General features: G+C 62.0%; 19 protein-coding genes and 1 tRNA gene. All 20 read right to left on the bottom strand.

Annotated elements, in window-relative coordinates; genetic code table 11:
• Nucleotides 1-632 precede the first annotated feature (632 nt).
• Entirely contained in the window at nt 633-2258 is a 1626-nt protein-coding gene (locus ACKAMS_RS13660; protein WP_408989128.1) for an ABC transporter permease, read from the bottom strand.
• Nucleotides 2255-3046: an ABC transporter ATP-binding protein gene (locus tag ACKAMS_RS13655; protein WP_019748159.1), complete on the bottom strand. Its 792-nt coding sequence runs from the start codon at nt 3044-3046 to the stop codon at nt 2255-2257. Before ACKAMS_RS13655 ends, ACKAMS_RS13660 begins: the two co-directional genes overlap by 4 nt.
• A 121-nt stretch (nt 3047-3167) precedes the next feature.
• Nucleotides 3168-3238: transfer RNA gene (locus tag ACKAMS_RS13650), tRNA-Cys, on the bottom strand.
• Between the two features lie 103 nt (nt 3239-3341).
• Nucleotides 3342-3968, bottom strand: a complete 627-nt coding sequence (locus ACKAMS_RS13645; protein ID WP_020969448.1) for a trans-aconitate 2-methyltransferase — start codon at nt 3966-3968, stop codon at nt 3342-3344.
• 20 nt (nt 3969-3988) lie between these two features.
• Entirely contained in the window at nt 3989-4708 is a 720-nt protein-coding gene (locus ACKAMS_RS13640) for a hypothetical protein (protein WP_408989127.1), read from the bottom strand.
• Nucleotides 4705-5289 carry an RNA polymerase sigma factor gene (locus tag ACKAMS_RS13635; protein ID WP_046378461.1) on the bottom strand — a complete coding sequence of 195 codons (585 nt, stop codon included), beginning with the start codon at nt 5287-5289 and terminating at the stop codon, nt 4705-4707. The genes ACKAMS_RS13640 and ACKAMS_RS13635 overlap by 4 nt, the downstream gene beginning before the upstream one ends.
• Nucleotides 5290-5319: 30 nt before the next feature.
• The gene (locus tag ACKAMS_RS13630) at nt 5320-6003 is read right to left on the bottom strand and encodes a lysoplasmalogenase family protein (protein WP_408989126.1); all 684 of its coding nucleotides are present in this window, start codon (nt 6001-6003) and stop codon (nt 5320-5322) included.
• A gap of 4 nt (nt 6004-6007) precedes the next feature.
• Nucleotides 6008-7603 (bottom strand): NADH-quinone oxidoreductase subunit NuoN, encoded by a 1596-nt coding sequence (gene nuoN / locus ACKAMS_RS13625; RefSeq protein WP_408989125.1) that lies wholly within the window; start codon nt 7601-7603, stop codon nt 6008-6010.
• Entirely contained in the window at nt 7600-9204 is a 1605-nt protein-coding gene (locus ACKAMS_RS13620) for an NADH-quinone oxidoreductase subunit M (protein WP_408989124.1), read from the bottom strand. The genes nuoN and ACKAMS_RS13620 overlap by 4 nt, the downstream gene beginning before the upstream one ends.
• Complete coding sequence (gene nuoL, locus ACKAMS_RS13615; protein ID WP_021333588.1) at nt 9198-11090, bottom strand: NADH-quinone oxidoreductase subunit L; 1893 nt, start codon at nt 11088-11090, stop codon at nt 9198-9200. Before nuoL ends, ACKAMS_RS13620 begins: the two co-directional genes overlap by 7 nt.
• Nucleotide 11091: 1 nt before the next feature.
• Nucleotides 11092-11391 (bottom strand): NADH-quinone oxidoreductase subunit NuoK, encoded by a 300-nt coding sequence (gene nuoK, locus ACKAMS_RS13610; RefSeq protein WP_003942238.1) that lies wholly within the window; start codon nt 11389-11391, stop codon nt 11092-11094.
• Nucleotides 11388-12185 (bottom strand): NADH-quinone oxidoreductase subunit J, encoded by a 798-nt coding sequence (locus ACKAMS_RS13605; RefSeq protein ID WP_070385269.1) that lies wholly within the window; start codon nt 12183-12185, stop codon nt 11388-11390. Before ACKAMS_RS13605 ends, nuoK begins: the two co-directional genes overlap by 4 nt.
• On the bottom strand, nt 12182-12754 hold the full coding sequence (nuoI, locus tag ACKAMS_RS13600; RefSeq protein WP_408989123.1) for an NADH-quinone oxidoreductase subunit NuoI: 573 nt from the start codon (nt 12752-12754) through the stop codon (nt 12182-12184). The genes ACKAMS_RS13605 and nuoI overlap by 4 nt, the downstream gene beginning before the upstream one ends.
• Nucleotides 12747-14087: an NADH-quinone oxidoreductase subunit NuoH gene (gene nuoH, locus ACKAMS_RS13595; protein ID WP_042951737.1), complete on the bottom strand. Its 1341-nt coding sequence runs from the start codon at nt 14085-14087 to the stop codon at nt 12747-12749. Before nuoH ends, nuoI begins: the two co-directional genes overlap by 8 nt.
• Nucleotides 14084-16501 carry an NADH-quinone oxidoreductase subunit G gene (locus tag ACKAMS_RS13590; RefSeq protein WP_408989122.1) on the bottom strand — a complete coding sequence of 806 codons (2418 nt, stop codon included), beginning with the start codon at nt 16499-16501 and terminating at the stop codon, nt 14084-14086. The genes nuoH and ACKAMS_RS13590 overlap by 4 nt, the downstream gene beginning before the upstream one ends.
• Nucleotides 16498-17817 carry an NADH-quinone oxidoreductase subunit NuoF gene (gene nuoF / locus ACKAMS_RS13585; RefSeq protein WP_019748171.1) on the bottom strand — a complete coding sequence of 440 codons (1320 nt, stop codon included), beginning with the start codon at nt 17815-17817 and terminating at the stop codon, nt 16498-16500. Before nuoF ends, ACKAMS_RS13590 begins: the two co-directional genes overlap by 4 nt.
• 1 nt (nt 17818) lies before the next feature.
• Nucleotides 17819-18643, bottom strand: a complete 825-nt coding sequence (gene nuoE / locus ACKAMS_RS13580) for an NADH-quinone oxidoreductase subunit NuoE (RefSeq protein ID WP_020969458.1) — start codon at nt 18641-18643, stop codon at nt 17819-17821.
• A complete protein-coding gene (gene nuoD / locus ACKAMS_RS13575) occupies nt 18640-19971 on the bottom strand; it encodes an NADH dehydrogenase (quinone) subunit D (protein WP_408989121.1) in 1332 nt (443 codons plus the stop codon). The genes nuoE and nuoD overlap by 4 nt, the downstream gene beginning before the upstream one ends.
• Nucleotides 19971-20633, bottom strand: coding sequence for an NADH-quinone oxidoreductase subunit C (locus ACKAMS_RS13570; protein WP_019748174.1), 663 nt, complete (start codon nt 20631-20633; stop codon nt 19971-19973). Before ACKAMS_RS13570 ends, nuoD begins: the two co-directional genes overlap by 1 nt.
• Nucleotides 20630-21184: an NADH-quinone oxidoreductase subunit B family protein gene (locus tag ACKAMS_RS13565; protein WP_003942234.1), complete on the bottom strand. Its 555-nt coding sequence runs from the start codon at nt 21182-21184 to the stop codon at nt 20630-20632. Before ACKAMS_RS13565 ends, ACKAMS_RS13570 begins: the two co-directional genes overlap by 4 nt.
• Nucleotides 21185-21219: the final 35 nt, after the last annotated feature.

Here is a 21219-nt window from a genome sequence, read left to right as displayed (position 1 = left end):
GCCTGTGACGCGACGTCACGGAAAGTTCACGAATCACGGAGGATCATCATGGGTTCTATTTCAACGATCATCGGCATCTTCGAGCTCTACAAGCTGCTCGAGCCGCTGCTGAGTTCGCTGAGCTGATTCAGGTGTGATTTCGCTGTCGAGCCGGGGCGCCGAGGGACTCGGCTCGGCAGCGGATCTCGAGGATCCGGCGCGATCAGGACCCGTGGAACGGATGTCGGCACCGGCAGAATTCCATCGCTCCGGTGTAGTGGTCCATCACCAGGATTTCTGCGCACCGAGCGGGCTGCGGTGCGAACCTGAGGCAGCGCTCGATCCAGCCGCGCTCGAGCGAAGGGGCCGGGTGCGCGCAGTTCCCGCATCGGCCGGGACGTTCGGCGACACGTACGGAACCGTGGTGCTCCGGGGGCATGCCAAACATCTTGGTGGTGCGATGTTTCCAGGGCAATGGTTCGGCTCGAGCGGAAGCTATGTCACGAAAGCCTGGCGGCGATATGCGAGGACCGAACGCGTTGAGGCTGCGCTACCTGGCTCCCTGATAATCCGATTGCGCAGACTGAGTTTTTTGGTGCAAGTTGCGGCTACTGCGCTGACGCCCAGAAATTCTCGGACTATCTGGGCAACGATCATGTGGTGGTAACCGCGAACAGAATCCGATCCGGCTCGCGTTGCATACGGGTGATCGCGACGCGGCCTCCGATCCAAGCACCAAGTGCACCAATCGCAACAGCGACAGGGATGGCGAAATAGTTCACCGGGTTCGGTAGCAGCGCCCCGAGTAGCACGCCGGGCGCCGTTGTCGCGGCGAAGATGCCGATGGCGAGGATGATCAGTCCGAAGGACGAGCCGTTGAAGGACCCGCGGGTGTTGAAGGAGAACGTCTTCTTCATCTCCGGAACCGGGTAGGGCGCTTTGGCGGATATCGCCACTACCAATCCTGCACCGACTCCCATCATCGAAATGCCGACGGCGATCGGCACGGCCAGTCGGTCGGTCCCGAGGTCCCCGAAGATCCGTACAGCAGCTGTTGCGACGACCACGAAGGGTGTCATCACGATTGCCCACGCGATTTGTCGGCCCCGGACGTCAGCGGCAGCGGCTTCGGGGATCATCACCAGATGCCAGATCGATGCGCCGTCGAATCCGTACAGATTCGATCCGGCTGCCATTGCCAGGTAGATCAGGAACCAGGCACCCCATGCGGCGGAGAAGGGGATCGATGACGAGATCAGCGGTCCCAAGCCGGAGACCAAGGTCATGATGGCAACGGAGAGCAGTTGTGTTCGTCGGCGCATGTCTCCGTGCCAGAGCGAAAGCTCGCGAGAGATGACGGTGCCCAGTCGGGATGCGCGCCAACCGGTTCGAATGTCGCGGCCCTGGTTCTTCAATTGCACGGAAGTGGCGCCCGCTGATTCTGCGACCTTCCCGTTGAAGTAGCGAACGACCAGGCGTTGCCATGACCACAGCAGTGCGAGATCGACCAGCACCAGGGCGAGGACTGCTCCGGCGGCGAGGAGCCAGGCGTCTCCTGCTGCTGCGTCGACACTGGTGATTCCCCACGCGAACGGGATCGAATGCGCGACCGTGAGCGGCCACGTGACGTCGCCGTCCACGACCGTGCCGAGGCGACTCTGCAGCGGAAATTGCAGCAGATACAGCCCGCCGAAGAACGTGCCGAATGCCAACAGTCCCAGTTCGCGGCTGCGACGACTCCGCAGGAGCTGCGACATCGCCAGCATCGCGACCCGTGAGGTGCCGACAATGAGCAGGACCGTTGCGGGCCAAGCGATAATGGCCAATGGCAGTGCGGCAGGGTGGTGTGTAGCGGCATAAATTGGAATCGCTGCTGCAGCCAACGCGGTAATCGGCACGGTCATACCGAACAGTGACGTCGAGAACAGTGCTCTGGCGAGTCGGACGGGTTTCAGGGGGAGTAGTTGGAACTGTCTGGGGTGAAGATTGTCATCTGACAGACCAGACATGATCGGCATCAGGATCCACATCACGCCGATAGCCGACAGTGCGAGACTGGTTGTGCCACTGACGAGTTCGGGAGAAACACCGTTTGTTCCCGAAGCTCGTAGGCACAGTAGAGCTGCCCCCAGAACCCCGAACAACGCTGCAATGACCTTGATTACAGCTCTTCCGCCGGTGAACTGACGTTTGTAGAGGGTCATGCGCATTCGAAGGACCGTGCGCCACACAGAGTCCGACGTGTTCCAGTGTGTCGGTGAAAAGCTGGTGGTGGTCATGCGCGCATCCATGACAGTCCGTCGGGATTGGGACTGCGGCTACCGACAAGGCGAACGAATGCCTCGTCGAGAGTGTTGCCTGCGCGCACCTCGTCGACCGTTCCTGAAGCCACGACGCGACCGTCTGCGATGACTCCGATGTGAGTACACAGTTGTTCGACAAGGGCCATCACGTGACTGGAAAGAATGACCGATCCACCTGAGTGGACGAACGAGAGCAGAATGCTTCGAATTCCGGCCGAAGAAATGGGATCGACAGCTTCGAACGGCTCATCCAGGACCAGGAGGCGAGGGCCGTGCAACAAGGCGGAGGCCAACCCGATTTTCTTCGTCATACCCGCTGAATAGTCGGCGATGACCGTTCCGCCTGCATCGGCGAGATCGAGCGCGGCCAACAGTTCGTCGCGTCGTGACGCGATGACGTCCTCTGGCATGCCGCGCAGGCGTCCGAAATAGGTGAGTAGTTCATGGCCGGTGAACTGGGCGGGTAGCGCCAGACCGTCGGGTAGAACGCCGAGCAGACTCTTCGCTGCGACAGGGTCGTTCCACACGTCGTAGCCGTACACCAGGCTGCGACCGTAGTGCGGGCGAAGCAATCCGACAGCCATCGACAGTGTGGTCGTTTTTCCCGCACCGTTAGGGCCCACCAGGCCGAACAACGAACCTGAGGGCACCGCGAGGGAAAGGTCGTTCACAGCAACTTTCGCGCCGAACGCCATGCAGAGGTGTTCCACCTGTAAGGCCATCGGTCCGGGAGGCAACTGGCCTGTCTCGGGGAGAGGGTGCATCGATCGAGGGTAACTGTCCGGAGCCCTGTGCGCGGAGACAGAGCGGAGCGATGCAGGCTGCGTGCACCGAATGTCATCGGTAGGTGGTTGGTCGCGGCATGAGTCGCTGGTTCGCAAGCTGAGCGGATGGCAGGAGTCGAACCTGCGTGGACGGTTTTGCAGACCGCTGCCTTGCCGCTCGGCCACACCCGCATTGATCCAATTATGTTCGTAGTGAACAACAGTCGCCAGGATTGTGATCAGGGTGAATTGATCGCCATGTGACGGATTGTGGGGAAGGCGGTGAACTGGCGGGCTAGGCGCGGGAGAACACCGCGACCAGGAATTCGGAATTGTCCTTGAACGGGCGCAGGTCCCACGTGGACAGCAGCAGATCAGCCTCGAGGCCACTCGCGGCCGCGTCGGCGAGAAACTCGGGGAACTCGTAGCCGCGGCCGGCACCGAATCCGATGACCACTCGGCCGCTCGGAGCGAGATGACGAGCAAATCCTGACAATACTGCGTGCCTGGTTGGCGGAGCGAGAAACGCCATCACGTTGCCTGCCGACACGATGACGTCGAAATTCGCCTCGACACCGCGGGCCGGTAGATCGAGCTCGGCGAGATCGCCGACAAGCCACGTCGGGCCGGGGTGGTCCTCCTCCGCGGCAGCGATGAGAACCGGGTCAACGTCGACTCCGACAACCACATGCCCGACGTCGTGCAGATAACCGCCGAGTCGGCCCGGCCCGCACCCTGCATCGAGAACCCGGCCACCGCGTCCGAGCATCGCGTCGATCAAACGTGCTTCCCCGACAATGTCCTTGCCGTCCGCTCTCATGGAACGGAAACGCTCGACATATCGTGTGGAATGCGTCGAGTCGGCTGCAGTGATCTCTTCCCACTGGCTGGGGATGCGCTCGTTCGGGGCCTGTGCAGTCATCTTTCGAGGGTACCGACAGCTCACCGGGTGCCGACGACCGTCCCGTCTGCGGCATATCCGACGAGAGTTGGACGCGGGAAGGTGAGTGAGAGGGGAATCCATCCGTAGAAGCGGTCTTCGGCAAGAATTGTCGGATAGATTTGGCCGTCTGCGGTGTGAAGTTCGGCCCGAACGGCACCTCCCGCCCCTGCGTCGTAGGTCGCCTCGTGCGGACCGGCCTCGTACCCGGCGCCGCCCCCGAATGAATCTGCGCCGTACAAGTCGTCGTTCGATCTGCAGCCGTGTCCGAGGCTGATGAACTTCGACGGACCAACCTTGTCGGTCTCGGATGACGTCTCGAAAACCGGGGCGACGCACCTCCAGCCATCAGCGCCGTGGGCAACGAAGACGCTGAACACGGTTCCGTCAGGTCCGGGGATGGACCCGACCCGCTCGGCGGTGGACGGATCTATTCCGCCGTTGGTTCCCGGCATGGTATGCCAACCCGAGTACATATCCGTAAACGGTTTTGGCATCATCGCCGTGGCAGCGGCGCAGCCCACCATTCCCGCTGCACAGAGCATCGCGACGAGAGCTACGGCGCCTACTCGGCGGCGTGGAACTCTGGGTGTTCCAATGTTGTTTTCGTCAGCGATGATTCGGATGCGAGTGGCAACCTGGACGTTCTCGGGCCAGAGTTCGGCGGAAAGAGAATCGGTCGGCCGCAGCTTCTCGAGGGTGGTCAGCAGATCTTTGCTCATGGAGTACTCCCGTGTTCGGCGGCAGCGCAAGGTCGGGCGGTGTTCATCGGGATCGCGGTGTCAGGTTCTGAAGCCAGCCCGGTGCTCAATCGACGCCGAGCGCGAAAGAGTCGAACATGCATGGCTGGAACCGAACACCCGGCGACCCGCGCTGCTTCGGTGGCGGTCAATCCGTCCCAGGCAGTCAGGAGTAGGGCTTCACGCTCGGTGACGGTGAGTGTTGTCAGTGCTTCGAGCAGTTCTGTGCGGTCGGTGACAGTGACGTCGGCGCCCGGCGTCGATGCCGCAATCTGTTCGATGCGTCGCATCTTCTCGGTCAACGCATCATGGCGCCGAACGCTCCGACGGTTGTTGTTCACGGTGTTTCGAGCCACCACCAACAGCCATGGAAGTGCCTGTTCGGGCACCTCGTCCAAGCGTCGCCAGGCAACGAGGAACGTCTCGGAGACAACTTCCTGTGCACTGTGATGATCAACGTGGCGGCAGGTGTACGCGAACACCCGACCGGCGTAGGCGTCCCACAAGACGGTGAAACGCTCTTCGTCGCTCGGTGGTGGCCCGTCCTCGGATTTCGGCGTCATAAGAAGAGATGTCCGGCTGGTTGCTGATCCTTACAGCGTGGGCGCCAATGGACGGTATGCCGTGTTACTCCGGCCGAGGATTCCGACGGTCAGGAGCAACAACGCAAGGATGTACAGCGTCATGATCCAGATGCCGGCAGCGGCAGGCTGCCACTTGTTCGCCTGACCGAGCAGGATCAGGGCGTCAGAGGTGAGGAACAGTGCGCCGCCGATACCGGTGATCGTGTTGTAGGCCAGTGCGGTGGACGCGGTTCCCACCAGGATTGCGGCGTACACAGGGACGGCAATCCGAAGTGCCGGATCGAGACCGGTCCAGGCGTACGACACAAGGGCAATTCCGGCAACGGCGTACGCGCACAAAAACCATGGCCGCCTTCGTATCTCCCGAAGAGCGCCGTGCGAGAGAAAGAATCGGATGAAACAGACGTGACCGATCGCGAAGGCGGCCATCCCGATGACAAACGTGGAGTCCCAGATCAGGAACAGGTCTCCGAAAGCGCAGGCAATCAGCGCAGCAGCAACAATCCTCGGTCCGCCTTGGTCGACAACCCAGGCAGCCAGAATCGGCGCGAGCATGACCTTGGTGATCCCGTCCCAGGGCACAGCATCAGCGGCATTCAGGATCAGATGAAGAATCGCCACCGCGGAAAACCCGACAAACCATGGCGACCGGAAGGTACTCGGCAGTCCGACGTCGCGAACAGATTCACGCATCGGCTCAGTGCACGAAGTCCGCTGCACGCTCGGCGAGATCGAGCGCCGGCTGGGGGAGTATGCCGAGGATGAGCGTTACACCGGCGCCGAGGCCGATCACACTGCTGGTCAGTGCACTCGGCACCACGACGGTCGGTGCGTCTTCCGCCGATTCGGTGAAGAACATCAACACGATCACTCGCACGTAGAAGTAGGCGGCGATCGCGCTGCACAGGACGCCGACGATCACGAGAGGCGCCGCCCCACCCTCGGCGGCCGCGCTGAACACCGCGAACTTTCCGATGAACCCACTGGTCAACGGAATCCCGGCGAAAGCCAACAGGAACAGTGCAAACACAACGCCGACCAATGGTGAGCGTCTGCCCAATCCGGCCCAGCGCGACAGCGCAGCGACCTCACCGTCAGCGTCCCGGACCACACTGACGACGGCGAACGCACCCACGGTGCTGAATCCGTAAGCCAGAAGATAGAACATCGCCGAGGCGAGGCCGGCATCCGAGTCCGCCACCACGGCGGTCAGAATGAATCCGGTGTGCGCGATAGCCGAATAGGCCAGCATTCGCTTCATATCGGTCTGCGTCACTGCAACGATCGATCCGACAACCATCGTGAGAATCGCGACCGCCCACATCAGCGGGCGCCAGTTCACGTATTCATTGGGCAGGGCCACGTAGAAGACGCGAAGGATGGCGCCGAACGCGGCAATCTTGGTCGCAGTCGCCATGAAACTGGTGATCGGCGTCGGCGCCCCTTGATAGACGTCGGGAATCCACGAATGAAACGGCACTGCACCGACTTTGAACAGCAACCCCACTGCCACCAGGGCCGTTCCGAGCCAGAGGAAGGCGTCGGTGCCCGACCCGATGCGTGCTGCGTCGGCGATACCGGAGAGCGTGACCGTCCCGGCATAGCCGTACAGCAACGCAATTCCGAAAACGAAGAACGCCGACGAAAATGCCCCGAGCAGAAAGTACTTGAGCGCAGCTTCCTGGGAGAGCAGGCGACGTCTACGTGCCAGACCACACAGGAGATACAGAGGCAGTGAGAACACTTCGAGCGCAACGAACATCGTCAGTAGATCGTTCGAAGCCGGAAACAACAACATACCGCCGACCGCAAAGAGCGTGAGCGGAAAGACTTCGGTCTGGGCGATACCGACCTTCACTGCTTCTTGCTCCGCAACACTTCCCGGGACGCTCGACGCTTGAGGTGTGAAACTGCCGAGCGCGTCATGTTGCGCAATCACTTGGGCGGTGTTGCCCGAGCCTCGCTCGGCAATCAGCAGTACCGCGGGGATCGACACAAGAAGGATCGTGGCCTGCAAGAACAGCGTCGGTCCGTCGACCGCAACAGAACCCATCATCGCCGTCGACCGCGTGCCGGCGAGCAAAAGCACTGCCACGAACGCAGCCGCCAAACCTCCGACACCGAGAACGAGTTGCACTGGGTACCGAATACGCCGGGGTGCAAAGGCTTCGATGAGTACCCCGACCACCGCAACACCGAACACGATCAACATCGGCGAGAGCAGGCTGTATTCGATACTGGGTGATGCCGCGTCGGCCGAGCCGAGGATGGTCACGTCGTTGAAGGAACTCATTTGTGGACACCTCCTTCGTGGTCGGCGACGAGCGGCGTCGGTGCCTCGTAGACGACCGTGTGGCTCACTGCAGGAGTGATGACGTCCAAGGCAGGCTTGGGGTAGATGCCGAGAAGCAGGAGGAGTGCGATCAGAGGGGCGACCACCACGAGTTCGCGTCGCGCGAGGTCGCGGATCGTTCCCTGCCCTTCCTTCACCGGTCCGCCCATCATGCGCTGATAGAGCCAGAGTATGTAGATCGCGGACAGTACAAGCGCGACAGTCGCCACGATAGCGGCCACGTGGTAGCGCGAGTACGTTCCGATCAGCACCAGGAACTCACTGACGAACGGCGCGAGACCCGGCAGCGACAGTGTTGCCAACCCCGCAACGAGGAATGTGCCGGCCAGGACGGGTGCGACTTTCTGGACGCCGCCGTACGCTGCGATCGATCGTGTACCTCGCTGCGAGACCAGGAAGCCCGCAATCAAGAACAGCGCGGCAGTGGAGATTCCGTGATTAACCATGTACAGCGCGGAACCTGCCTGGCTCTGGCTGGTCATCGCGAAGATTCCGAGAATGATGAAGCCGAAGTGTGAAATCGACGTGTAGGCGATCAGTCGCATGACGTCTGTCTGCGCGATCGCCAGTATTGCGCCGTAGACGATTCCGATCACGGCGAGCGTGATGATCCACGGTGCAAAAGTCGACGACGACTCCGGGAACAGTTGCAGGCAGTAGCGAATCATCGCGAAGGTGCCTACCTTGTCCACGACCGCCATCATCAACACTGCTGTCGACGGAGTCGATTCCACCGCGGAGTCCGGCAACCAACTGTGCAGCGGCCAGAGCGGTGCCTTGACCGCGAACGCGAACATGAATCCGAGGAACAAGGCGTTGAGCACCCCGGGTCCGACGCCGAGTTCACCGCTGCTCGCCGCGGACGCGATCGCTCGGAAGTCGAAAGTGCCGCTGGTGAAGGGACTCTCGTCGCGCGTGGTGACCACGTACAGGCCGATGACCGCAGCGAGCATAACCAGGCCGCCGAGGAGGTTGTAGAGCAGAAACTTCACGGCTGCGCGAGATCTGCCCACTCCGCCGAACCCGCCGATGAGGAAATACATCGGTATCAGCATTGCCTCGAAGAAAATATAGAACAGGAGAATATCCAAGGCGCTGAACGAAATCATCACCATGGACTCGACAACAAGGATCAGCGCGAAATAGGTGTGCGGCATCCGCTTGGGTGATGTTGGGTCCGCGGGGACGTCGTTCCAGCCCGCGATCAGTAGTAATGGCACCAGCACTGCGGTGAGAAGAACCAGAACGAGTGCGATGCCGTCAAGCCCGAGTGTGTAGCTGGTACCGAAAGCCGGTATCCAGCTATGGCTTTCGACGAACTGAAACTGCCCGCCGCCGCGGTCGAACGCAACTCCGAGACCGCCGGCGATCACCAGGACTGCCACGGACACTGCCAGCGCGAGAGATTTGGCAAATTGGTACGACCGTGCAGGCAGAGCGAGGACAACACCCGCTCCGATGAGCGGAAGCAGCCAGAGCGCCGTCAGCGCAGGGAAGCCGGCATTGGTCACAGAGTCGCTCACCGCCGCTTCGATCACCACAGTGTCACCGCCATCATTGTCGCGACCACGAGTGTTGCTCCGACAAACATCACCAGCGCGTACGAACGAACGAACCCGGTCTGCAGCTTCCGCGTGAGCGTGGACAACCCGGTGACGACCACCGCAAAGCTACCCACGACGCCGCCTATTCCCTTGGTGTCGACCACTTCCAGCGACTTGGTGAGTTGTTGTCCCGGCTTCATGAACACCGCCTCGTTGAAGGCGTCACCGTACAGATCACGGCGAGCCGCAACGGTCAACGGAGAAACCGGAGTCGGTGCCACCACGGGAATCTCCCGGGTGGCGTACTCGCGATAAGCAATCGCGACGCCGGCGGCGACTGCGAGCAGCGCCAGCGCGGTGATCGACCATGCGGGTATCGGCGGTTCGACGTGATGGGAGCCGACTACCGGTTCCAGCCAGTTCTGCAAGCTGGACCCGATGGTCAGGAGCATGCCGGCCCCGACGGATCCCACCGCCAGAATGATCATCGGAGACGTCATCACCGCCGGAGATTCGTGAGGTTTCTGGTTCTCCCAGCGGGCCTTCCCGAAGAAGGTCATCAGCATCACGCGGCTCATGTAGAAGGCAGTGAGCGCCGCACCCAAGAGCGTGACGATGCCAAGCACAACACCCTTGACGCCGCCCTCGCCGATTGCAACCTCGATGATCTTGTCCTTGGAGAAGAACCCGGCAAACGGCGGAACACCGATGATGGCAAGATATCCGAGCCCGAACGTGACAAAAGTCAGTGGCATGAACGCTCGGAGTCCGCCGTAGCGCCGCATGTCGGTTTCGTCGTTCATCGCGTGCATCACGGAGCCGGCGCCGAGGAACAGGCCCGCCTTGAAGAATCCGTGGGTGATCAGATGAAGGATTGCGAAGGCGTATCCGGCTGGTCCGAGACCCGCGGCCAGGACCATGTATCCGATCTGACTCATGGTCGATGCGGCGAGCGCTTTCTTGATGTCGTCCTTCGCACAGCCGATGATCGCACCGAACAGGAGCGTCACGGCACCGACGATGACAACCACGAGTTGAGCGTCGGGCGCGAGATCGAAGATCGGATTGGAGCGCACGATCAAGTAGACGCCGGCGGTGACCATCGTGGCCGCGTGAATCAGAGCCGAAACGGGGGTGGGGCCCTCCATCGCGTCGCCGAGCCACGACTGCAGCGGCACTTGCGCCGACTTCGCGCACGCAGCGAGGAGGAGCATCAGACCGATCGCCGTCAGGACACCTTCGCTTGCGCCGGACGCGTCGCCGAAGACATTGCTGAACGAGAGCGAGCCGAATGTGCTGAACATCAACATCATTGCGATCATCAATCCGATGTCGCCCACCCGATTGACGACAAAAGCCTTCTTGGCGGCAGTCGCCGCCGACGGCTTGTGCTGCCAGAAGCCGATCAGCAGGTATGACGCCAAACCGACGCCTTCCCAGCCGACGTAGAGTCCGAGGAAGTTGTCGGCGAGCACCAGAAGCAGCATTGCAGCGAGGAAAAGATTGAGGTACGCGAAGAACTTACGACGCTCGGGGTCGTGCGCCATGTATCCGACCGAGTAGATGTGGATCAGCGAACCTACACCGGTGATGAGCAGAACGAAACACATCGACAGTTGGTCCAGTTGCAGTCCGAACTCGACCTGAAGACTGTCGACCGGGACCCAACTGAACAGGTGCTCGGTGACGGTGCGGTCGGCGGTGTCACGGCCGAGCATGGCGATGAAAAACACCACTGCGACGACAAACGACGCGATAGCCATGACGCAGGCAAGCAGGTGACCCCACGCGTTCGTGCGACGACCGGCCAGCAAAAGGACAGCGGCGCCGCACAGCGGCAGGGCGGGGAGCAACCAGATGGCGGACGTGATTCCTCCTGACATATCAGTACTTCAGCAGGTCTGCGTCGTCGACGGATACAGAACGCCGAGATCGGAAGATGATCATGATGATTGCCAGGCCGACGACTACTTCGGCCGCAGCGACCACCATCGTGAAGAAGGCGAAGATCTGGCCGTCCAGATTGCCGTGCATGCGCGCGAAGGTCACGAACGCCAAGTTGGCGGCGTTGAGCATCAATTCGATACACATGAACACCACGATGGCGTTGCGGCGCAGGAGGACTCCTGCAGCTCCGATCGTGAACAACAGGACGGACAGATACAGATAGTTCTCGGGATTCATCGCTGAGTCTCCTCACCGGTGCTCGGATCCGGGGAACGTGGAGTGAGCGCGCTGCTGACCGAGAGCGTCGAGAATGTTCCGTCCGGCAACAAGGCCGGCATGTCCACTGCGTTGTGACGTGCGTACACGCCGGGACTGGGGAGTGGAGTGGCCGAGCCCTTTTCGGGATTGTCTTCATCGCTGCCCAGGTACGCGAATCGTTGCTTGGAGAGTTCGCGTTGGCTGAGTGTGGCTCCGATCTTCTCCCGGTGTGCGAGCATCATTGCGCCGAGTGTCGCCGTGATCAGCAGTGCGCCGGTCAGTTCGAAGGCCCAGACGTAGCGGATGAAGATGAGATCGGCGAGTCCGTCGATGTTGCCCTGGTCGAGTCCGGTGAATCCGGTGAAGCCCGAGATCGACGCATTTCCGAGGCCTCCGATGAGGAGTAGCCCGAATCCGACGCCGATCACGATCGCGCTGACTCGTTGTCCGCGTAGCGTTTCGACCAGGGAGTCCGAAGAATCCACGCCCACCAGCATCAGGACGAACAAGAACAACATCATCACCGCGCCGGTATAGACGACGATCTGAACGACACCCAGGAACAGTGCGCCCTGCACGATGTAGAACACGGCCAGGATGATCATCGTCATCGCAAGGAAGAGTGCAGAGTAGACGGCCTTGGGAGCGGCGACGACACCCAAAGCGCTGATCACCGCAAGGGTTCCGAGGATCCAGAACTGCACCGCCTCGCCGGTGGAGGTCGATGTCATCGTTCCCTCCGCCAGGATCGTGGTCGTGACCGCCGCGATCATTTCTCGGTCTCCGGGTTCGGCTCTCGCTCGGGTGCTGCTTGCTCGGATACTGCTTGTTCGGGTACTGCTGTGATGTCGCCGCGGTAGTAGTCGTCCTGAGTTGTGCCGGGACGCAGCGCGTGTGGTGGCGCTGTCATGTCGGGTTTCAGGGGCGCGAGCAGTCGGTCCTTCTCGTAGATCAATCCAGCTCGATTGTCGTCGACCATCTCGTACTCGTTGGTCATCGTGAGGGCCCGAGTGGGGCAGGCCTCGACGCAGAGGCCGCAGCCGATGCACCGCAGGTAGTTGATCTGATACACCTGCCCGTAGCGCTCACCGGGGGAGAACCGTTCTTCTTCGGTGTTGTCAGCACCCTCGACATAGATCGCGTCGGCGGGGCAGGCCCAGGCACACAGTTCGCAACCGATGCACTTCTCGAGTCCGTCCGCATACCGGTTGAGTTGATGGCGACCGTGGTATCCGGGCGCGGTGGGGCGCTTCTCCTCCGGATAGAACTCGGTCTCGGGTTTCTTGAACATGGTCGAGAGCGTCACTCCGAAACCCGCGATAGGTCCGAGGAATTCAGGCATGGGAGTCCTCCGATGTGTCGGAAACATCTGTGCGTCGCGGCGGTGGCACGTTCTGACCAGGCAGTTTTTGACCAGGCAGTTTTTGACCAGGCAGCGGTGGAACCGGGAAGCCGCCCGACATTGCATCGAAAGGCAAGGTCCCCGAAGCGGTGACCAACGCGGCAGTTCGGCGTCGGCCGCGGTAAGTCCCGGCCAACACGATCAGGAGCGCAGCTCCGAGAACCAGTGCGACGCAGAGAAGTACGACCCAGGTGTTGTAGCCCTCGTTGCGGAACGCACGAACGGTCGCGATCACCATCACCCATACCAAAGCTGCTGGGATCAAAACCTTCCAGCCGAGATTCATGAACTGGTCGTAGCGCAATCGAGGAAGCGTGCTGCGCAACCAGATGAAGACGAAGAGGAAGCCCCACACTTTCGCGACAAACCACAGCACCGGCCACCAACCGGAATTGGCGCCGTCCCAAAGATTGAACGGGAACGGTGCGTGCCACCCGCCCAGAAACAGCGTGGTGGCCAGAGCGGACACCGTCACCATGTTCACGTACTCGGCCAGCATGAACATCGCGAACTTGAGGGAGGAGTACTCGGTGTGGAACCCACCTACCAGCTCACCCTCGGCCTCGGGAAGGTCGAAGGGAGCCCTGTTGGTTTCGCCGACCATGGCTGTCACGTAGATCAGGAAGGACGGCAGGAGGAGAAAGACGTACCAGGCTCCCTGTTGGGCGTCGACGATGCCGGACGTGGACATCGTGCCGGCGTAGAGGAAAACGGCAGCGAAAGACAGGCCCATCGCTACCTCGTACGAGATGACCTGAGCGGTCGATCGAAGTGCGCCCAGTAGGGGATACGTCGATCCCGAAGACCAGCCGGCAAGGACGATCCCGTACACACCGATAGAAGTGACGGCCAGGATGTACAGAACGCCGACCGGTAGATCGGTCAGTTGCAGGGGTGACCGGGTTCCGAAAATCGACACCTGTGGACCGAACGGGATGACAGCAAACGCCATGAAGGCGGGCACGACCGCGATGACGGGCGCGAGGAGGTAAATCGGTTTGTCGGCGCCGGTCGGTGTGATGCCCTCCTTGAGGGCGAGCTTGATTCCGTCAGCGAGGCTCTGGAGCATTCCACGGGGGCCGACGCGGTTCGGTCCGACACGCATCTGCATGCGTGCCATGACCTTTCGTTCCGCGTAGATCGCCACCAGCGGGGTGAGTACGAGGAACACGAAGATAGCGAGAGCCTTGCCGATCACCAACCACCACGGGTCGTGCCCGAACGCCGACAGGTCGACCGGAGCTGCGACCGTCCCGTACTCGTGGGTGTTCATTGCGCTCCCGCCTTCGCAATCTTCACCACGGACCCCGCGGTGACGCAGAGCGTTTCGTAGATCGTGCTACCCGGTGAATTGAGCGGGAGCCAGACTGTTCGAGGCGGGAGTTCGGTGATCTCCAACGGTAATGTGATGGAACCGGATTCAGTCGACACCGCAACGTGATCGCCGTTGTCGGCGCCGATCTCGGCAGCGGTCTCGGCCGACAAACGCACGAGCGACGGCCGTGCCGTACCCGCCAGGTTGGGCTCGCCGTCTTGCAATCGGCCGTTGTCGAGCAACATTCGCCAACTCGACAACACTGCCTCGCCCAGTGCCGGTGTGGGCATGGTGCCTGACGGGACCTGTGGCGAGGTGGGGCGCGATCCGGACCAAGCGCCGAGGCGGTGTATCTCCGAGCGTGCGGAATCTGCGTCGGGTAGGCCCAGATCGATGCCCATCTCGGCTGCGATCGCGTGGAGAACGCGCTGATCCGGCATTACTCCTGTCGTTCTCAACGCGGTGTCGAACACGCGCTCGCGGCCTTCCCAGTCGAGGAAGGTTCCGGGCTTCTCGGCGACCGGTGCCACCGGGAAGACGACGTCGGCGAGTTCGGTGACTCCGCTGTGACGGATCTCCAAACTCACAACGAACCCTGCGGCTTCGATCGCGGCCCTTGCCCTCGCCGGGTTCGGGAGATCACTCAACTCGACGCCGCCGACAAGAAGCGCAGCAGTCGTCTGCCCCGGATCCAGCAGACTCGCGGCGTCGCGACCGTCGGATGCCGGGATGGAGGCCCCCCACACTGATTCCACCTCCTGACGTGCTGCCGGGTCCGCAACGGGGCGTCCGCCGGGAAGCAATCCCGGTAGCGCGCCGGTCTCGACGGCGCCGCGATCACCAGCGCGGCGTGGCACCCAGGCCAAAGAAGCTCCCGTCGATTCGGCGAGTCGCAGCGCCGCGGCGAAGCCGCCTGCTACCGCACTCAGTCGCTCACCCAGCAGGATCACAGCACCGGGCTGCCGGAGGAGTTGACCCTCCTCACTGCTGGGGTGGGACAACGAATCCATCAGAGCTGCTTCACTTCCGGGTACGGTCCGAAGTAGACCACCGCCCATCTTCTGCAGGCCGCGCGTAGCGAATGGCGCGCTGGAGAGCACCGTCGTCTTGCCGAAACGTGCGGCCTTGCGCAGTCGCAGGAAGATGATCGGTGACTCCTCCTCTGGCTCGAGAGCTACCAGCAACGCGGTCGGGGCAGATTCGAGGTCCTGGTACGTCACCGACCCTTCAAGTGTGCGGCCAGCGACGTGAGCTGAGAGGAAATCTTCCTCTTCGGCTGAGTGAGCGCGGATTCGGAAGTCGATGTTGTTGGTAGCGAGAGCAACTCGCGCGAACTTACCGTAGGCGTAGGCGTCCTCCAAGGTAGAGCGTCCGCCGACGAGTACGCCTGCGTCACCGCGGGCCTGCGCGAAGGATCGCGCAACGAGGTCGAGTGCCATGGGCCACGACGCCGGAATCAATTCGCCGTCAGCATTGCGGATCAGGGGAGTGGTGATCCGATCACCTTGGGTCGTGTACGTGAAAGCGAAGCGCCCCTTGTCGCAGTTCCATTCCTCGTTGACGTCGGGGTCGTCCCCGGCGAGACGACGGAGAACCTTTCCGCGACGGTGGTCGGTGCGCTGAGCACATCCGTCGGCGCAGTGTTCACACACGCTGGGGCTGGACACCAGATCGAACGGTCGCGCCCGGAATCGATATGCCGTACTGGTGAGCGCGCCGACCGGGCAAACCTGGATGGTGTTGCCCGAGAAGTAGGACTCGAAGGGCTCGTTGGCGTAGATCCCGACCTGTTGAAGCGCGCCGCGCTCGAGGAGATCGATGAACGGGTCGCCGGCGATCTGACTCGAGAATCGCGTGCACCTGGCGCAGAGGACACAACGCTCGCGGTCGAGGAGGATCTCGGACGAGAGGGGGATGGGCTTGGGGTAGGTCCTTTTCTCCTCACCGAACCGGGATTCGGTGCGACCGGTCGACATCGCCTGGTTCTGGAGCGGACACTCGCCGCCCTTGTCGCACACGGGGCAGTCCAGAGGGTGGTTGATGAGCAGGAGTTCCATCACCCCGCGTTGCGCCTTCTCGGCCACAGGCGACGTGAGCTGTGTGGTGACGACCATTCCGTCCGCAACCGGTGTCGTGCAGGACGCCACCGGCTTGCGTTGACCTTCGACTTCCACGATGCACTGGCGGCAAGCACCGACCGGGTCCAGTAGAGGATGATCGCAGAACCGCGGAATCTGGGTGCCGATCATCTCCGCAGCGCGAATGATCAACGTGCCCTGGGGGACCTGGAGTTCCCGGCCGTCGATGGTGAGGGTGACGAGATCAATCGGCGGTGCCGCATCGGTTCCAGTGGTGGCGTCGGCTGCAGTCATGAGACGAACGCTCCTGTCGCGAGAACGGACCGGTGAGGATCGAACGGGCATCCGTTCCCGTCGAAATGCGCTACGTATTCCTCGCGGAAGTACTTCAAGGAAGACATGATCGGGCTGGTCGCTCCATCACCCAACGCGCAGAAGGACTTTCCGAGGATCGTGTCCGAGATATCGAGAAGTTTGGTGAGATCGGCCTCGGTTCCTGTTCCACCTTCGAGCCGACGCAGGATCTGCACCAGCCAGTACGTGCCCTCGCGGCACGGCGTGCATTTACCGCAGGATTCGTGAGCGTAGAACTCGGTCCATCGCAACACCGCACGCACGATGCAGGTTGTCTCGTCGAATATCTGCAAGGCCTTGGTACCGAGCATGGATCCCGCGGCGCCGACGCCCTCGTAGTCGAGTGGGACATCGAGATGTTCGTCGGTGAAGATCGGTGTCGAGGATCCGCCGGGAGTCCAGAATTTGAGGGTGTGTCCAGCGCGGACCCCGCCTGCGTATTCGAGCAGCTCGCGCAAGGTGATCCCGAGTTCAGCCTCGTACTGGCCGGGGGTGGTGACATGACCCGAGAGCGAATACAGCGTGAATCCCGGTGACTTCTCACTTCCCATCGACCGGAACCACTCCGGGCCGCCCAGGACGATCGACGGAACACTCGCGATGGACTCGACGTTGTTGACGACGGTCGGGCAGGCATAGAGACCGGCGACAGCGGGGAACGGCGGCCGCAGTCGAGGCTGACCGCGTCGTCCCTCCAACGAATCGAGGAGGGCCGTCTCTTCCCCACAGATATAGGCGCCGGCTCCGGCATGGACGACGAGATCCAGATCGAAACCCGAACCGAGGACGTTGCGGCCCAGATATCCGGCCGCGTAAGCCTCGGCGACAGCGGTCTGCAGGCGTCGCAGAACCGGGACAACCTCACCTCTGACGTAGATGAACGCCTTCGCTGCTCGAATTGCGTACGCCGCGATGATCACTCCCTCCACCAACGTGTGTGGGGTCGCCATCATCAACGGCATGTCCTTGCATGTGCCCGGTTCGGACTCGTCGGCATTGACGACGAGGTAGTGAGGCTTGCCGTCTCCTGGCTTGTCTTCGGAGACCTGGGGGATGAAGCTCCACTTGAGGCCTGTCGGGAAGCCCGCGCCGCCACGTCCGCGCAGGCCCGCGTCCTTGACGGTTTCGATCACGGCGTCGGGGGGCGTGGCCAGCGCTTTGCGCAGCGCCTGGTAGCCGTCGCGGCGAAGGTAGCTGTCGAGGGTCCATGAATTCGGTTGATCCCAGTATCGACTCAGGACGGGGGCGAGTGTCATGTCACTTCCCTTCGCCGGGAGCGTCGGCCGCGGAAGCCGAGCCGGGTGGATTGTCGTCGAGAGATCGGCTGATACGTAGTCCGGCAAGAGTTGCATCGCCGACGGTCTGCGCTTCGGCTGCCTCGATTCGCGTATCCGGAAAACCAGCCAGAGTGCGCGCAGTCTGCCGGAACGAGCACAGCGTGGCACCGCGATCGGGTGTCACGCGCTCTCCGGCGCGGAGCGCATCGACGAGTGAGCGCGCCGATTCCGGGGTCTGATTGTCGAAGAACTCCCAGTTGATCATCATGACGGGGGCGTAGTCGCACGCCGCATTGCACTCGATGTGTTCGAGGGTGATCTTACCGTCGGACGTCGAGATGGAGTGTCCACCTTCATCTCTGGAGCCTGTCGAGCCCAGGTGCTCTTCGAGTGCCGCGAGGATGTCGTCGCCGCCCATGATCGCGCACAGCGTGTTGGTGCAGACTCCGACCAGATACTCACCCGTCGGCCCCCGGCGATACATGGAGTAGAAGGTGGAAACTGCGGCGACCTCGGCGCCCGTCAAACCCAGCTTGGCACTGCAGAAATCGATCCCGGCCGGGGTGATGTACCCGTCCTCGGATTGCACGAGATGAAGGAGCGGCAAGAGGGCGGATCGACTGGTGGTCGCGGCGGCGTCAGGCTCACGGTAGCGAGCGATGACGGTTTCGGCGTCGGCGTCGAGTCGGGCCAGTACGTCGGGTGGATAGCTCGATCGTGCGCCAGGGCGTACCAATTGCGTGGGCTCCTCCGGGCGCGGCCCGAGTTCGATGAACACGCGTGACGAGCCGTTCGGGCCGGTCATCGGTCCACTCCGCCCATGACGGGATCGATACTGGCAACCGAAGCGATCACGTCGGACACCATGCCTCCCTCACACATCGCGGCTACTGCCTGAAGGTTGGTGAACGACGGGTCCCGGAAATGGACGCGGTACGGCCGGGTTCCCCCGTCGCTGACCATGTGCACCCCCAGTTCGCCACGCGGAGACTCGACGGCGACGTACACCTGACCTGGCGGCACGCGGATACCCTCGGTGACCAGTTTGAAATGGTGAATCAGACCTTCCATGGAGGACTCCATGATCTTGGCGATGTGCTTCTGCGAGTTGCCGAGGCCATCCGGTCCCACAGCGAGATCGGCAGGCCAGGCGATCTTCTTGTCGTCCACCATGACCGGGCCCGGTTGTAGCTTGTCGAGGCACTGCTCCACGATCTTGAGGGACTCCTTCATCTCCTCGACGCGGATGACGTACCTTCCGTAGCAATCGGATCCGTCGTGTGTCACTACGTCGAACTCGTAGTTCTCGTAGCCGCAGTACGGCTGCGCTCGACGCTGATCGTGGGGGAGACCTGTGGCGCGAAGGACCGGCCCCGTCACCCCGAGCGCCATACAGCCGGTGAGATCGAGATATCCGATTCCCTGGGTACGTGCTTTCCAGACGGAGTTGTCGCTGAGCATCAGTTCGACGTCACGTAACCGTTTCGGTAGGACCTTCAACAATTCCCGAACCTTCGCGACCGACCCGTCGGGTAGATCCTGAGCGAGACCACCAGGCCTGATGTAGGCGTGATTCATCCGCAGTCCGGTGATCGTCTCGAACACGTCCAGAATCAATTCGCGTTCGCGGAATCCGAACAGCATCGCCGTTACGGCGCCGAGTTCCATTCCGCCGGTCGCCAGGGCCACGAGATGTGAGGAGATCCGATTGAGTTCCATCATCATCACGCGAATGACGGTGGCTCGCTCGGGAATGTCGTCGGTGATGTCGAGAAGTTTCTCGACTCCGAGGCAGTACGCGGTTTCGTTGAAGAACGGTGACAGGTAGTCCATTCGAGTAACGAAAGTGACACCCTGCGTCCAGTTCCGGAATTCGAGATTCTTCTCGATTCCGGTGTGCAGGTACCCGATTCCACATCGAGCTTCCACGACCGTCTCACCCTCGATCTCGAGAATGAGGCGCAAGACCCCGTGAGTGGACGGATGCTGTGGGCCCATGTTGACCACGATCCGTTCCGCCTCGCCGGTTCGCTGGCGGGCGGCCGCGGTGACGATGTCGTCCCAGTCCTGACCCGATGCCGTGACGACGGTTTCCGTCGTGGCACCGGAGTTGCTTCCTGTCGTCTCGTTCATCAGTTGTACGACCTACGCTCGTCGGGAGGCGGAGTCTGGGCGCCCTTGTACTCGACCGGGATACCGCCGAGCGGATAGTCCTTCCGCTGGGGGTGGCCTTTCCAGTCGTCGGGCATCTCGATGCGGGTCAGGGCCGGATGACCGTCGAAGACGATCCCGAAGAAGTCGTACGTCTCGCGTTCATGCCAGTCATTGGTCGGGTAGATCCCGACAATCGACGGAATATGCGGATCGGAATCCGGCACAGATACTTCCAGCCTGATTCGGCGGTTGTGCGTAATCGAGGCAAGTGGATACACGGCGTGCAGTTCACGACCGGTGTCCTGCGGGTAGTGCACTCCGTCGACACCCAGGCAGAGCTCGAAGCGAAGGTCCGGTTCGTCGCGCAGTCTTCGCGCAACCTGCGGCAAGTGGGAGCGTTCGACGTGCAGCGTCATCTCGTCTCGAAAGATCACCACACGCTCGACTGCAGCGGTGAAAGTGCCACCCGCGCTGCTCAATGCCGCGTCCAACGAATCCGCGACTGCATCGAAATAACCGCCGAAGGGTCGAGAAGCCTTGTCCTCTAGAGAGATCGGAGGGGCAAGCCTGCTGTAGCCCGAGGTGTCGCCAGTGCCGCGGACCCCGAACATCCCTCTCGCGCCGGTGTTACCCGAGGTCATCGCAGCAGCCCCTTCATGTCGATGGTGGGGGTGGATGCCAGTGCGGCGCGCTCGGCTGCCGCGCGTGCCTCTTCGCGGTTCACGCCGAGGGGCATTTCCTGGATCTTTCGGTGCAGTTCGATGATCGCGTTCAGGAGCATCTCCGGCCGCGGCGGACAGCCGGGCAAGTAGATGTCGACCGGCACGATGTGGTCGACGCCCTGAACCACTGCGTAGTTGTTGAACATTCCGCCGGACGACGCGCATACACCCATGGCCAGAACCCATTTCGGCTCGGCCATCTGGTCGTAGACCTGACGAAGTACCGGGCCCATCTTTTGACTGACCCGCCCGGCCACGATCAGAAGGTCTGCCTGTCGCGGCGACGCGCGGAATGCCTCCATACCGAACCGCGCCAGGTCGAAGCGACCCGACGTGGTTGCCATCATCTCGATGGCGCAGCACGCGAGCCCGAAGGTGGCAGGCCACAGTGATCCTTTGCGGGCATAACCTGCCAGGCCCTCGACCGTGGTCAGTAGAAATCCGCTGGGGAGCTTTTCTTCGAGACCCATATCCGACTCTTTTCAGTCGTAACAGCTGCGGTGTG

It is taken from the genome of Rhodococcus sp. 5A-K4 (assembly GCF_046097995.1).
Lineage (GTDB): Bacteria > Actinomycetota > Actinomycetes > Mycobacteriales > Mycobacteriaceae > Rhodococcus_F > Rhodococcus_F erythropolis.
This window is presented reverse-complemented; position numbering and strand designations above follow the sequence as displayed.

Bases quoted from the DNA above. Each gene is read 5' to 3' on its own strand.
- ACKAMS_RS13630 (WP_408989126.1), bottom strand. From the start codon at position 6,003: ATGCGTGAATCTGTTCGCGACGTCGGACTGCCGAGTACCTTCCGGTCG.
- ACKAMS_RS13655 (WP_019748159.1), bottom strand. From the start codon at position 3,046: ATGCACCCTCTCCCCGAGACAGGCCAGTTGCCTCCCGGACCGATGGCC.
- ACKAMS_RS13565 (WP_003942234.1), bottom strand. From the start codon at position 21,184: ATGGGTCTCGAAGAAAAGCTCCCCAGCGGATTTCTACTGACCACGGTC.
- ACKAMS_RS13640 (WP_408989127.1), bottom strand. From the start codon at position 4,708: ATGAGCAAAGATCTGCTGACCACCCTCGAGAAGCTGCGGCCGACCGAT.
- nuoD (WP_408989121.1), bottom strand. From the start codon at position 19,971: ATGAACGAGACGACAGGAAGCAACTCCGGTGCCACGACGGAAACCGTC.
- ACKAMS_RS13635 (WP_046378461.1), bottom strand. From the start codon at position 5,289: ATGACGCCGAAATCCGAGGACGGGCCACCACCGAGCGACGAAGAGCGT.
- nuoN (WP_408989125.1), bottom strand. From the start codon at position 7,603: ATGAGTTCCTTCAACGACGTGACCATCCTCGGCTCGGCCGACGCGGCA.
- ACKAMS_RS13605 (WP_070385269.1), bottom strand. From the start codon at position 12,185: ATGATCGCGGCGGTCACGACCACGATCCTGGCGGAGGGAACGATGACA.
- nuoL (WP_021333588.1), bottom strand. From the start codon at position 11,090: ATGTCAGGAGGAATCACGTCCGCCATCTGGTTGCTCCCCGCCCTGCCG.
- nuoH (WP_042951737.1), bottom strand. From the start codon at position 14,087: ATGAACACCCACGAGTACGGGACGGTCGCAGCTCCGGTCGACCTGTCG.
- ACKAMS_RS13570 (WP_019748174.1), bottom strand. From the start codon at position 20,633: ATGACCTCGGGTAACACCGGCGCGAGAGGGATGTTCGGGGTCCGCGGC.
- ACKAMS_RS13660 (WP_408989128.1), bottom strand. From the start codon at position 2,258: ATGACCACCACCAGCTTTTCACCGACACACTGGAACACGTCGGACTCT.
- nuoI (WP_408989123.1), bottom strand. From the start codon at position 12,754: ATGCCTGAATTCCTCGGACCTATCGCGGGTTTCGGAGTGACGCTCTCG.
- ACKAMS_RS13645 (WP_020969448.1), bottom strand. From the start codon at position 3,968: ATGACTGCACAGGCCCCGAACGAGCGCATCCCCAGCCAGTGGGAAGAG.
- nuoE (WP_020969458.1), bottom strand. From the start codon at position 18,643: ATGACCGGCCCGAACGGCTCGTCACGCGTGTTCATCGAACTCGGGCCG.
- nuoK (WP_003942238.1), bottom strand. From the start codon at position 11,391: ATGAATCCCGAGAACTATCTGTATCTGTCCGTCCTGTTGTTCACGATC.
- nuoF (WP_019748171.1), bottom strand. From the start codon at position 17,817: ATGACACTCGCCCCCGTCCTGAGTCGATACTGGGATCAACCGAATTCA.
- ACKAMS_RS13590 (WP_408989122.1), bottom strand. From the start codon at position 16,501: ATGACTGCAGCCGACGCCACCACTGGAACCGATGCGGCACCGCCGATT.